Raw genomic sequence first — 12,916 nt, forward strand, 5'->3', positions numbered from 1 at the left:
CCGACAAGGATCAATTGTTAAATTGGCAGTATACCACAATCCGGTCAAATTTTCCAGTGGTTTTTGCCGGTTTGCGTCACAGACTCACCGTTTCACCGGAGGCCAGAAAATAGAGCGCCTTACGAACCACCTTTTTCTCCAAAACCCGCTCCAGCGCCGCACCGTACGCCGCAAGCTGCGGACGGTAATGCTCCGCACGACGGGTGACCTCTTCCCCGAACACCCGGTCTGTTTTGAAGTCCACCACGTTGAGTCCCTCTTCCGTTTCGAAGCAGCAGTCCACCACGCCCTGAAGAAGCACCTGATCATCCCCCGCGTCTCCGTCCAGTTCCGTGGCCGGAATCAGAACGGTAAAGGGATACTCCCGCAAAACATTTTTTCCCCGGCGAATCTCCTCCCCCAACGGAGAGGAAAGCAATGCTTTTAGCTGTGCAATGTCCACACTGTCCGCCTGCTCCCGCGTCAAAAGGCGCTTTTGCGCAAAAGTTGCCACCTGCCCTGCTGCGTCCGGGTTGAAAAAGTCCAGATATTGAAGGGCCAGATGAGCCGCCGTGCCCCGCTCCGTGGGAGTAAGCCCTCCGCCGGACTGCCGAAACCGGGGTTGGTCCAATGGCCGCAGCACAGTTGGGCGGGGTGCGTTTTCCAACGCTTCCTCGTCCTTCTCCCGGCCTTTAAGCTGGGTGGCCGTACGCTTGGCGGGAAAGCGGGTGGCGGCCTCGTAAGGATAGGTCAGCTCCAGAAGGCTCAAATCCGCCTCATGCTGCGCCCTGTCCTTTTCGCTCTCCGACTTAGTCGTTAAAACCTCCTGAAAACCTTCGCTGTCATGGATAAACACTTGCCATGCATTTTCGTCTCCGGCATAATAGTTTTCCGGTTCCACGCCCGCAATATCTCGCAGAGGCTTTGCCTCCGGGCGGCACAGCAGCGGCAGCAGCAGCCACTCACCATAGCTTCGGCAACCCGCCGCCGTCTCCGGCGGAACGGGGCAGGCGGCAAGGCTGGCCAATTGCTTCAGCTTACTTTCCGCGTGATAAAGGCTGTGGAGCAAAATCAGTTTTTCCTTGGGCCGGGTCATAGCCACGTACAAAATGCGCTGCTCCTCCGACTGATTCTCCCGCCGAAGTTTTCCCTCCAAGGCCCGGCGGGCCATGGTGGGATAGTAAATGCGGCGGTCCAAATCCACCCGCCGGGGGCCAAGGCCAAGCGCGGGATGCACCAGCACCGGGGTATTAAAATCCATCCGGGAAAAAGCCCGGTCCAAATCGCACAGCAGCACGATGGGAAATTCCAGCCCCTTGGATTTGTGGACGCTCATCAGCCGCACGCCCCCCGCGTCGGATTTTCCTCGGGTTGCGGGGGCACGGTCGCTGTCGATGAGCTTTTGAAGCTGCTGCAAAAACAGGAACAGGCCCCGGCAGCCGTTGGCCTCGAAATTCTCCGCGTGCTCCGTCAGCGCAATCAGGTTTTCCTTCCGCTCCTCGCCCCGGTCCATGGCGCCGAACACGCCCAGCGCGTTCAGCTCGTTGTAAATCCGCCACAGCAGACGCTCCACGCTCATGTCCCGGGCCAGCAGACGCAGGCTGTCCAGCGTCTCAAGAAAGGAACAGCAGTCCTCTCCCCCGTCCCGGCACACCGCGTCGTAATAGTCCCCGTCCGCCGTGCCTGCCCGCACACGGGCCAACCGGTCCGGCGTAAACCCGAACAGCGGCGAACGCAGCACGGCAATCAGCGGCACGTCCTGCCGGGGATTGTCGATGACCTGAAGAAGGCTCAACGCGGTAGCTACCTCCATGGAGGAGAAATAGTCCCCCTGCTCCTGAAAGGAACCGGGCACGCCCCGCTCCGCCAGCGCGGCCGAAAACGCCAGCCCCCGGCTCCCCGGCGAACGCATCAGAATCACGATGTCCTCTGCCCGGCAGGGCCGCAAAACGCCATCCTCACCGGTGACGGGGTACTCTTCGTCCAACAGCTCTCGAATCCGCTTCGCCGCAAGGCGGGCCTCCGCCATGCCCTTTTTTACCGGGCGCTCCAGCTCTGCCGACCGCTGGTGGGCACAAATCAAGTGGTATTCCGGGGCGCAGTCGCCCCGCTCCGGGTAATATTCCGCGCCAAAATACAGCTTTTCGTCCGCACTGTATTCCATCTCCCCCAGCTCCGGGGACATGATGTTTTCAAAGATAAAGTTGGCCGCATCCAGAATTTCCCGGCGGGAGCGGAAGTTCTGAGACAGAAGAATTTTCCGTTCCTCCCCTTCCTGCGCGTCGGTATGGTGCTTGAAGGCGGCGTATTTCCGCAGAAAAATGGTGGGGTCTGCCAGCCGGAAACGGTAGATGGACTGCTTCACGTCCCCCACTGTAAAAAGATTCCGTCCCCCGTGGGACACGGCCTGAAAGATATGGTTCTGTACCTCGTTGGTGTCCTGATACTCGTCCACCAAAATCTCCATATAGCGGGCGGAAATCTGCTCTCCCAGCTCCGTGGGTGTTCCGTCCTCCCCCGTTAAAAGCTCCAGCGCCAGATGCTCCTGATCTGAAAAATCCGCCTGATTCAGCCGCAGTTTTTCCCGCCGATAGCGCCGGGAGAATTCCCCCGTCAGCTCCAACAGCGCGGCCATGGCGGGAGCCACAGCGATCAAATCCTCCATGGCCTCCTGATCGGTGACGTTCAACTCGGACCGCAGCTTTTTTACATCGGCCTTGCATCCATCCCACAGGGATTTCAGCCGCAGAACCTCGGGGTCGTCCTTGCGGCCTTTGGGCGTGGCCAGACGGGGAAAGTCCACCGCCTCCGCCATCATTCCCGCTTCGTCCCAGCTTTTCTTCGCCGCTTCCCCCAGCGCGTCCAGCGAAGCGGCGGCAGTCAGGAACTTCTCACCGTATCCCGTATGTAAAGCCGTATCGCTTTCCACGCTTCGGACAGCGGAGCGAAATATTTCCGCCCAAGACGACGCTCTGCGGGCGGCTCCTTCCAACAGCTCCTTGGCGTAAGGCGTTTCATCGAAGGTTCCGGACAGATTCAACCAAGATGCCCGGTTTTCTTCCAGCCACCGCTCCGGATAGGCGTGGCTCTGAAGCTTTCCGTGAAGCTCCAGCACCAGTTCCGCCAGCGCGCCGTCGTCCCGACCTGCACCCAGCGTATCCGCCAGCAGCGCGCCGCCGGGAGTGTCGTCCAGCGTTTTATAGAAATCCTCCAGCGTGCGATCCAGCACCCGGCGGCGCAGCAGCTCCGCCTCCCCCTCGTCCAGCACCCGAAAGTCCGGCGTCAGGCAGTGCCGCTCTCCCTCTTTTGCCAGCAGGTGGGCGTTTTCCCGCAGCAGCGCCGTGCAGAATGCGTCCACGGTTTTCACGTCCGCCTGATATACCCGCATGAGCTGGCGGCGAAGATGGGCGTTGCCGGGATGCTCTCCCAAAAGCTTTCCAAGCTCCGACGCAATTTTCCCCCGCAGCTCCGCCGCCGCCGCCTTGGTATAGGTGATGATGAGGAAGTCGTCGATGTTGCAACCGTCCTCCAGAATGTAGAGAAACAGGCGCTCTACCAGCACCTTTGTCTTGCCGGACCCGGCCGCCGCCGACACCAGCAGGCTTCCGCCCCGGTTTTCCGCCGCCGCGCGCTGGGCGGGGGTCAGTTGAATTTTAGCCACGTCCGTCCTCCTCTCCGTCCAGCTCCTGCCAGAATTCCGCCGCCGTCACCTTTCGGATGTACCGCAGGCGGTCGCCGCCCCGGCCGTCCTCAAAGTGGCAGGCCCCGGCCCAGTCGCAAAACCGGCACACACTGTCATTCTCATCGTGGCAACAGGGGTCCGCGTCGATCACGCCGTCCCGCACCTCGGCGGCAATGTCGTGGAGCAGCCGCTCCACGTAACTGCCAAGCCGCCCAAGCTGGGCGGCGGTGGCAATCCCGCCGGAGAGGTTTCCCTCCCGATCTACCCGCAAAGGAAGATACTTCGGCTCCGTCAAAGCATCGTGCTCCATGGCCTGCAAAACCTCCGGCTCGTTCAGCAAAAGGCCGCTGCGGCGCAATGCCTTCGCCCTCTCCTGCGCCAATCTCTCCGGGGTCACGTTCCGCTCCTGGGCCAAAATCTCATCCCGGGCCGGGAGATACAGCACCCCGGCGGGAACCACCTCCTGCCCAAAATAGGCACTGCCCTGATTTTTCAGAGTGAACAGGTACAGCAGCATCTGGATGTCCAGTCCCATGCGGACCTCCGCCAGATCGAAGGTCTTCTTCCCTGTTTTGTAATCCACCACCCGGAGGTAGAGCTTCCCGTCCTTCAGCCAGCCGTCGATCCGGTCCACCTTCCCGTTTACCCGCAGCTCCCCGTCCGGCTCCGATACGGTGACGGCGGGCAGCGTCCCCTTGTCCCCGAAGGACAGCTCAAATTCCACCGGCACGAAGTCCGACTGCGCCAGCTCCCGTGCCGTTTCCTCTACCACGGCATAGGCCGTGGTCCGCAGCCGGGAGAAGAGATAGCGGAACCGGGCCGTTCGATCTTGGAGATTGGGCAGCTCCTTCTGTACGTATTCGTCCATAAAACGGTCGGTAAGCTTAAGAAGCATTTCCTGGGAAACAGTTGTAAATCCGCCCTGTTTCGCCACTTCTTCCGTGACGTTTTCCAAAATAAAATGCAAAAACGTGCCGATTTGCGGCGCATCAAAGGAGGCCGTCCTCCGTTGGCGGGCCTTTAGCCCATACTGCATGAAATAAGCAAAATGGCACTGGCGCAGCCGTTCCAGCCGAGAGGCGGACATACTGAATTGCTGGCCGTACAGCGCCCGGACGGCGGGCAGACTCAGCCGCCCCCGGCCCATGGCGGCGGCCCGCTCCATCGCTTGAAGCCGGGCCGTCCACTCCGGCCTTTCCACAAACCAGCGCCACACCGGTCCTCCCGGATTTGCTCCCGCGGCTTCCAGCGCCGGGGCAATGGCCGCCAGACGGTATTCTCTTTTTCCGCTCTCCCGTTCCACCCGGTTCTCCGGGAACAGCTTTCCCAGCCGCTCCACCACGAAGGAGGGTCGAAGCTGCGCTCCGTTGACATCGGAAACGGGATAGCTGACGGTCAGCCCATCCGTGGGCTGGGCAAGGGCCGCATAGAGGTTTTGCAGCTCCACGTTGAACTGCTCCATTCCGGTGGGGGCCAGACGAATCCCGCGGGCGGCAAGCTCCTCCCGATCCTCGTCGTTCAGCACGCCGCCCCGCTGGGCCACGGCGGGCAGCACATGGTCGTTGGCACCCAGCAAAAAGAGGTACTTCGCTGCGTGGCGGTCGTTTCGGGTGATCTCACTGGCAGACACCTGATCCAGCGCGGGCGGAATGGTTCCCACGCTGTATTGAGTCAAAAGCAGCCGGAACAGGCGGGTAAACGTCTCCGCGTCCATGGTCTGCTCCCCCAGAATCTCCACGAACTGGTCCAGCACCCCGCAGAGAATCCCCCAGAGCTGGCCCGTTTCCTCCGCCGTCTGTAATTCTCCCTGATTTCCAAGAGCGCGAAGCTGCTCTTCCAGAGCGGATTGGAGGTGCAGGGTTTCCATGAAGCTGTAAAGCGCATTCACCTGATCCCCCGCTGTTTGCGCAGATTTCATCCCGTCCGACAGCAGCTTTAGCGGTCCGCGCACCCGGCGGCGCAGTTCATTCAGCTCTCCAAGCTCGGCCTGCCACGCGTCGGTCCACGGTGCGCCGTAGCCGCCGGGATTGGCGGACCAGTCGGCCTCCCTCAGCCAGAGGGAGCCATGGATTTCCCAAGTGAGGGCGTAGTTTTCCAGCCGATCACACTCTTCGGGCGAAAGCCCCGCCAGACCGGTTTTCAGATAGTGAAACATATCCTCATATTCGCATCCGCCGGTGACGGCCTCCAAAGCGCCGGTCAAAAGAGACAGCACCGGCTTTTCCAGAATATCGCTTCGGCGGCTGAGGTACACTGGAACGCCGTACCGCTCAAAGACGTTTTCGATAACGGACGCGTAATCCTTCATGTTTCGCGCCGCCACGGTGATGTCTCGAAAGCGGCATTTGCCCGTTTTCACCAGCCGCAGAATATCGGCGGCAGTCTGCTCCACTTCTGTGAAGGCGGAGTCCGCCTCCCGGAGCCGCACAGCGAGGGTTTCCCCATCCCAAGTCTCGTCTCCGCCGAAAAATGACCGCTCCACAAGACCCATGGACGAGTCGTCATAGGACGCAACGAACTGAATTTCAAAGGGCACTCCCGATGCCTCCGCCAATCGGCGCAGTCGGTCCCGGGTGCGCACGGATACCTCGAAAATCTCCCCCGGGTCGTGCTCGTCCCCCAAAAGCGTCACCGTCACGCTGGCGGCGCGGCGCAAAAATACGGACAGAATTTCTACTTCCAGTCCGTTAAAGTAGGAAAAGCCATCCAGATACACATCCGTTCCATCGGCATATCCGGACTCCTCCAAGTGATCCCGCAGCTTTACGATACGGTCCCTGCCGTCCTTTTCCGTGCGGTGAAGGTGCGCCTCATAATCGGCGTAAATCAGCGCAAGGTCCCGCAGCTTGTCCCCCATGGCGCCGGGAATGTCCTCCGCCTGCGCGGCCAGAGTCATGGGCGAGACGGCGTAGCTGGTCAACTCGTCCAACAGCCCCAAGAGCTGTTCCAGAAACCCGGCCCGCTGGCTGGGACGGCGGTAGACCTTCAGCACCGGGGCCAGCTCCGTCAGGGACCTTTGCAGCAGCAACAGCTTTCCCCCCGCGTCGATGCTCACGTCCGCCGCGCCGCCGGTAATGGCAAGTACACGGGTGGCAAGGCGGCGAAAGCTCAAAACCTCTGCGTGGCGGCTGGCGGTGTCGCCGCAGACGCGGCACAAATCCACCTCCGCCTGATGGGAGGCATGCTCCGGCACCAGCAGAATCTGGCGGGAGGAATCGCCCTTTTCCGCAATCTCCTTTAAAATCCGACGGGATTTTCCGCTTCTTGCCCGTCCCATGAGAATTTTCAGCATGGCTTTCTTCCCTTTCCCCGTATTGGGCCGTATCCCCTGCAAAAGCACCTCCGGCGCCTTTTCAAAGACTCAAATACCGCATGCGCGTCACGCTCCTGCGGTCAAAATTGTTTATCCCCGTTACCTTGACATGATATCACAGTTCGACACGATTGAACAGCGGATTTGCATTTTTGCCCCGGGCCTGCTACACTGAAGAAAATTGTCGAAAAGGAGCTGTGCCCATGCATATTCCCAGTTCCACCACCGGAGAAATTGAGGTCCTTTCCTTTGACGCAGCGCTGGAAGCCGCGCTGCGCCCCAACCCGGCTTATGACGCCGACAAGTGGCTGTACGTTCCCAACGTTTATTCCGAATACCGTTACATTCTGGGCACGCGGGGGGAAAAGCCCCTAATTTGCTTAGGGATTAACCCCTCCACCGCTGTGCCGGACAAGCTGGACCCCACCGTCAGTTCCGCCCGGCGCATTGCCCTGAACAACGGGTACGACAGCTTCCTCATGTTCAATGTCTACGCCCAGCGGGCCACCCGGCCCAACGACATGGAGCGCTCCTGTAACGCCTATCTCCACGGAGAAAACCGCAGGGCCTTTGCATATCTCCTGTCCCTGTCTCCCCAGCCTGCCGTCTGGGCCGCGTGGGGCAATATCATTGAAAAGCGGCCCTATCTGATGGACTGCCTGCGGGACTTTGCCGAGGAGGGCCGCTCCGCCGGGGCTAACTGGTTTTCCGCAGGCCCTCTCCTGAAATCCGGGCATCCCCACCATCCGCTGTATCTCCGGCAGGACACGGCCCTGTTGGACTTTGAGATTGACGCGTATTTGGGCAGACGGTAAGAAATCATCCGGTCCCTCATCCCAACTAAGCCTCCGCGGAAATCGTTGATTTCCGCGGAGGCTTAGTTGTAACGGAGCGCTGTGCGCTTTCTGCAAAGCCGGAAGCGAGCGGGGCACAGCTTGCAATTAAGCTTGTCCGGGCGGGAATTTTCCGATAAGGCGCACTTTTTTTCTAATTCGTTCATATACTGCCTTGACAACGATTGTTCAACCACCGACAGGAGGCTATCATGGACGACAAGACCAGACAGACCATTAACCAGCTCAATCAGGACCCGGCCACGGTTCAGCGCCTGCTTACCTCGCAGGACGGACGCAGGCTGGTAGAAATGATGTCCCAAGCAAACGGAGGCGCTGCCATACAGCAAGCGGCAATGAGCGCCATGCGGGGCGACTCCACCCGGATTACGCAGATGATTAACCAGCTAATGCAAAGCCCCGAAGGGGCTGCATTGGTAGAGCGCATCAATCAGGCAACCCAAAAATAAACCGAAAAGGGGCGGACGGAATGGCGGAATTTGAGGATAAACTGAACGCGATACTGTCAGACCCCAACAGCATGGCGCAGATTATGCAGCTTGCGCAGTCCATTGGCGGGGGGAACGGCTCTGCCCCGGCCCCTCCGCCGGGGCAGGCGCAGGGCGGCTATCCCCCGTATTCTCCGCCGGGGCAGGGCTATCAGGCCCCCCCGCCGGGGAATTATCCTCCCCCGCCGGGACCTGCCCCCGGGGAAAATCCCCTGAGCTCCTTGCTGGGCAGCATCGACCCGAGCACCATTGCCCGCCTGATGCCCCTGATTGGAGAATTGGGCAGTCACCAAAACAACAACAGCCGTGCGCTGCTGTATGCTCTGCGCCCCTACTTAAAGGTCGAACGGCAAACAAAAATCGAACGGGCGCTCCAACTGGCGCGCATTGTCCACATCGGGAAAAAATTCATTGCAAACTGGGAGACGTAAGGGAGGATGAGGGATGTATAACCGCTATATCCGCAACGACGACGGCTCCTATTCCCGCATTCCCGAAGAGGACGCCCGGTCCGGCCCCGGCGGACCTCCTCCGTCCGGCGGAGGCTTTGGAGCTGGGCCGGGTGGACCCCCTCCGTCCGGCGGAGGCTTCGGACCCGGTCCTGGCGGACCCCCTCCCCCGCCCAGCGGCGGCTTTGGACCCGGTTCCGGAGGGCCCCCTCCATCCGGCGGAGGCTTTGAATCCGGTCCCGGAGGGCCTCCCCCCTCTCCCGGCGGCGGGGGAGCAGGGCCGTTTCCGCCTCCCAAGGACCCATTTTTCGGCCCACCGCCCCCTCCCCTTCACGGCGAAGGCTTCTCCGCCACGCTGCGGCGGTTGCTGGATAAACTACATTTGGACAACGTGGATTCCGGTGATCTGATTCTCCTTCTGATGATCTTTTTCCTGTTCCGGGAAGAAGCGGACGAGGAGCTGTTAATCGCTCTGGGTCTTCTGCTGATCCTTTAAAAAGCGGCTTTCCCCCAGTGGGAAAGCCGCTTTTTCCTATTCAATTACCGTCAGCACCGTTCCGTCGGGAAGGGTGAAATCCTGCGTGACGGGTCCAGCCGCATCCAGCGTGAGAGAGCCCATACGATAGATTGTCTGGCCGTATTTCAACCACTCTGCCGCCGCCAGAAGCCCTGTATCCACACTGATCCAGTACCGCAGGACAAAGCCGTTTTCGTCCTCTCCCGTTTCCACATAGATACAGTTGACCCCGGAAAGAGATCGGTAGTCCGCCTTTTCAATCTGATTTACCGGCAGGGCAAGCACATCCTCATAGGTGGGGACGCCCTGCTCCTGATCGGCGGTGATCTCCCCGGCGGGACATTGATAAACCTCGGCTTGGCTGCCGTACCAGATATACGTAGTGGTTCCGTCAGTGAGAGAGTGTCGGATTTGCTGTCCCTTTGGCGCGAAGTCCGTTCTGGTCCAGTCGCCGCTGACGGATACAAGCACTTGTGTCGTGCCGCTTCCGCCGGTCCAAAACCGCTCCTCGGCAATGCTCCGCCGGTAGGCGGTGGGGCGCTCAAGCGACTCAATCGCGGATTGCACAGTCCCCGGTGCCACGGCAATCAGCGCAATGCCCCCGTCCTCTCCGCCGCCCGAGGCCGAAGAATCCCCCGTGGGCAAAACGGTATCCGGCAGCACAATGCGGGAGGAACGGCGCAGCCCATTGCTCAAAAGAATTGCCACCACCAGCAAAATCAGGATGACAAATCCGGCAACGGTAAATTTTCCAACCTTGCTGTTTCTCATGAGGCCCCCCTCTCCGCGCATCCGGCTCAGACGCCGGAATAGTCCTCCGGCGGGTCGCGGCGCAGGCCAAAATGCCACTCCACCGCGTCCGCAATGCGCCCGCAGGCACGTCCGTCGCCATAGGGATTCACCGCACGGGCCATTTTGTCATAGGCTTCCCGGTCCCGCAGCAGACGGGTGGCCATCGTCACAATATCGTCCTGCGCCACCCCGGCAAGCTTCACCGTCCCGGCGGCCACGGCTTCTGGCCGCTCCGTCTCCCGCCGCAAAACAAGCACGGGCTTGCCAAGAGCGGGGGCCTCCTCCTGAAGTCCTCCCGAGTCGGTCAGCACCAGATAGCACAGGGCCATCAGGTTGTGCATTTCGTCGGCAGGCAGCGGGTCGATCAGGTGGATCCGGGGTGCGCCCCGGAGATATTGGTCCACGCTCTCCCGCACCACGGGGCTGAGATGAACGGGATACACCAGCTCCACATCCTTGTTTTCTTCCGCAATCCGGCGCAGGGCAATCATAATATTTTTCATAGGCTCACCGTAGTTCTCCCTGCGGTGGCAAGTGACAAGACACACCTTTTTCTCCCCGTAGGGAAGGCGGTTCAGCCCCTCTGTGGAAAAATGAAAGCCGGGACGGACGGTGGTACGCAGCGCGTCAATCACCGTGTTGCCAGTAATAAACAAATTCCCCCGCACACTCTCCCGGCGCAGGTTGTCCCGGTTGCCCGCCGTTGGACAAAAATGAAGGTCCGCCAGCCGGGAGGTCATTACCCGGTTCATTTCCTCTGGAAAGGGAGAATACTTGTCATAGGTTCGTAAACCTGCCTCCACATGACCTACCTTCACCTGATGGTAAAACGCCGACAGCGCCCCCGCAAAGGTAGTGGAGGTATCTCCATGCACCAGAATTAAATTTGGTTTCAGCGCATCAATGGCCTCATCCATCCCCAGAAGGCACTTGCTGGTGATGGTGGAAAGCGTCTGTCGTGGGGTCATAATGTCCAAATCCCAGTCCGGCTTCAGGTCAAAAACCTCCAGCACGGAGTCCAGCATCTGACGGTGCTGAGCGGTGACGCAGCAAAGGCTCTCGATACCCTCACGGGCAGCAAGCTCCTTGACGAGCGGCGCCATTTTAATGGCCTCCGGCCGGGTGCCGAAGACGCTCATGACGCGAATTTTCTCCATTACTGATCCTCCTCTCCTTCCCAGCCGTCCGGCTCTTGCGCCTTCGGCTCGGCGTCTGCCAAGGCCGAGGCTGTCTCCTCCTGCGAAGCTTCCAACTTCCCGTCGCGGGGACCGGGGAGATTTTCCTGTTCCGATTCCTCCCCGGCGGGAGGAGCGGCATCTACCGCGTTCTCCTGCTTTTCGGCGCGGTGTCCGTGGTCCCTCAGCTCCTCCATCTCCTCGTGAAGCTCCTCCCGGACCTCCTTGGGGAAAATCACTCTGGCGGCCACCACAGCCACCACGCACAGCGACACGAAGAACATCATGGCCCGCAGCTCCCCGCTGGTGGTAAGCACCACGGCGCTGAGGCCCAGAATCGCGGAAATCACGTACAGAGTGGCAACCGCCTGCTTCTGGTTCAATCCCATGTCGATCAGGCGGTGGTGAATGTGGCTCCGGTCCGCCTGCATGGGGCTTTGCCCGTGGGCAAGGCGGCGGAGGATGGCAAAGGCCGTGTCGAAAATCGGCAGGCCCAGAATCAGAAACGGCACCGCGAAGGAAATAATGGCCCAGGACTTAAACAGCCCCTCCACGGACATACAGGCCAGAATATACCCTAAAAACGTTGCCCCGGTGTCTCCCATAAACATCTTGGCGGGGTTGAGGTTATAGGGCATAAAGCCCACGCACGCCCCCACTAGCGCCGCCATAACCACAGCCACCTGCACCTCGCTCACAAGCAGGGAAATCACCAGCACGGTGGTGGCGGAAATGGCAGACACGCCGATAGCCAGTCCGTCCAGCCCATCGATCAGGTTCACGGCGTTGGTAATGGCCACAATCCACAGCACGGTCACAGGAATGGACAGCATGCCCATGTCCCAATAGGGATTGGGGGAAAAGAGGTTGGGATTGCTCAGTACATGGATTTGCACACCGTTCAGCGTGGGAATCAGCGCCGCCCCAATTTGGATCATAAACTTAAATTTGGCAGGCAGGGGCGTGATATCATCCACCACGCCCAGCACCACGATGATCACCGCTCCCAGCAAAATGCTGCGGAACTGATTTGTCATTTTAGCAAACAGCAAAATGCTGACGATAAAGCCCAGAAAAATAGCCAGCCCCCCCAGCCGGGGGATAGGGATATGGTGCATCCGGCGGTTATCCTTGGGCACGTCGATGGCGCCCACCTTATAGGCGAACGCCTTCACCACCGGAGACGCCAGAAAGCTTACCACCAGCGCCACCACCAAAGCCAGAAACACCCCGGCCAGCAAGTTTGTATTGATTAGCATTGCGACAACGTTTCCTTTCACCGCGCGCTTTTTCAGCCATCATGGCGGCGCGCGCCGTAATCACCGGTCGATAAAGCCGACCTTTTTGTAAACCTTGCCCAGCGTCCGCCCCGCCACGCGGGACGCCCGCTCCGCGCCGTCGCGGTAGATGGCCTGAAGGGCCGCTTTGTCCGCCAGCAAACGCTCCGTCTCCTCCCGGATGGGGCGCAGCAGCTCCACCACCGCTTCACCCACGGCGGCCTTGAAGTCCCCGTAGCCGTGCCCGGCAAATTCCGCCTCGATGGCGTCAAAGTCCCGATTGGTGCACACGGAGTAAATCTGCATCAGGTTGGACACGCCCGGCTTTTCCTTCTGGTCATACCGCACGCAGGCCTCGGAATCCGTCACCGCCTTTTTGAACTTGCGCAG

9 protein-coding genes and 1 pseudogene are annotated in these 12,916 nt (G+C 60.2%); 4 read left to right on the plus strand and 6 right to left on the minus strand.

Going from position 1 to position 12,916, the window contains the following annotated elements:
* Positions 1-76: 76 nt before the first annotated feature.
* Together addA and B2W96_RS08250 are read right to left on the minus strand one after the other, a co-directional pair.
* Positions 77-3,640 carry a helicase-exonuclease AddAB subunit AddA gene (gene addA, locus B2W96_RS08245; RefSeq protein WP_293009808.1) on the minus strand — a complete coding sequence of 1,188 codons (3,564 nt, stop codon included), beginning with the start codon at positions 3,638-3,640 and terminating at the stop codon, positions 77-79.
* The gene (locus tag B2W96_RS08250) at positions 3,633-6,953 is read right to left on the minus strand and encodes a PD-(D/E)XK nuclease family protein (protein WP_293009809.1); all 3,321 of its coding nucleotides are present in this window, start codon (positions 6,951-6,953) and stop codon (positions 3,633-3,635) included. Before B2W96_RS08250 ends, addA begins: the two co-directional genes overlap by 8 nt.
* A gap of 224 nt (positions 6,954-7,177) precedes the next feature.
* On the opposite strand from B2W96_RS08250, the gene B2W96_RS08255 reads away from it, so the two are divergent.
* The 4 genes from B2W96_RS08255 to B2W96_RS08270 all read left to right on the plus strand — a co-directional run bounded on the left by B2W96_RS08255 (position 7,178) and on the right by B2W96_RS08270 (position 9,261).
* Positions 7,178-7,789, plus strand: a complete 612-nt coding sequence (locus B2W96_RS08255) for a DUF1643 domain-containing protein (RefSeq protein ID WP_293009810.1) — start codon at positions 7,178-7,180, stop codon at positions 7,787-7,789.
* A gap of 230 nt (positions 7,790-8,019) precedes the next feature.
* Positions 8,020-8,277, plus strand: a complete 258-nt coding sequence (locus B2W96_RS08260) for a hypothetical protein (RefSeq protein WP_293009811.1) — start codon at positions 8,020-8,022, stop codon at positions 8,275-8,277.
* Between the two features lie 20 nt (positions 8,278-8,297).
* Positions 8,298-8,747 (plus strand): hypothetical protein, encoded by a 450-nt coding sequence (locus B2W96_RS08265; RefSeq protein WP_293009812.1) that lies wholly within the window; start codon positions 8,298-8,300, stop codon positions 8,745-8,747.
* A 13-nt stretch (positions 8,748-8,760) separates the two neighbouring features.
* Entirely contained in the window at positions 8,761-9,261 is a 501-nt protein-coding gene (locus B2W96_RS08270; RefSeq protein WP_293009813.1) for a hypothetical protein, read from the plus strand.
* 36 nt (positions 9,262-9,297) lie between these two features.
* Here the strand turns inward: B2W96_RS08270 and B2W96_RS08275 are convergent, their stop codons facing one another.
* The 4 genes and pseudogenes from B2W96_RS08275 to B2W96_RS08290 all read right to left on the minus strand — a co-directional run.
* Complete coding sequence (locus B2W96_RS08275) at positions 9,298-10,053, minus strand: hypothetical protein (protein WP_293009814.1); 756 nt, start codon at positions 10,051-10,053, stop codon at positions 9,298-9,300.
* 26 nt (positions 10,054-10,079) lie between these two features.
* Positions 10,080-11,231 carry a non-hydrolyzing UDP-N-acetylglucosamine 2-epimerase gene (wecB, locus tag B2W96_RS08280; protein ID WP_293009815.1) on the minus strand — a complete coding sequence of 384 codons (1,152 nt, stop codon included), beginning with the start codon at positions 11,229-11,231 and terminating at the stop codon, positions 10,080-10,082.
* Positions 11,231-12,508, minus strand: a complete 1,278-nt coding sequence (locus tag B2W96_RS08285; RefSeq protein WP_293009816.1) for an MraY family glycosyltransferase — start codon at positions 12,506-12,508, stop codon at positions 11,231-11,233. The genes wecB and B2W96_RS08285 overlap by 1 nt, the downstream gene beginning before the upstream one ends.
* 60 nt (positions 12,509-12,568) lie before the next feature.
* A pseudogene (locus B2W96_RS08290) lies at positions 12,569-12,916 on the minus strand (tryptophan--tRNA ligase); the annotation flags it as partial.

The organism is Oscillibacter sp. UBA6647, from assembly GCA_002455655.1.
Taxonomy (GTDB): Bacteria; Bacillota; Clostridia; order Oscillospirales; family Oscillospiraceae; genus Oscillibacter.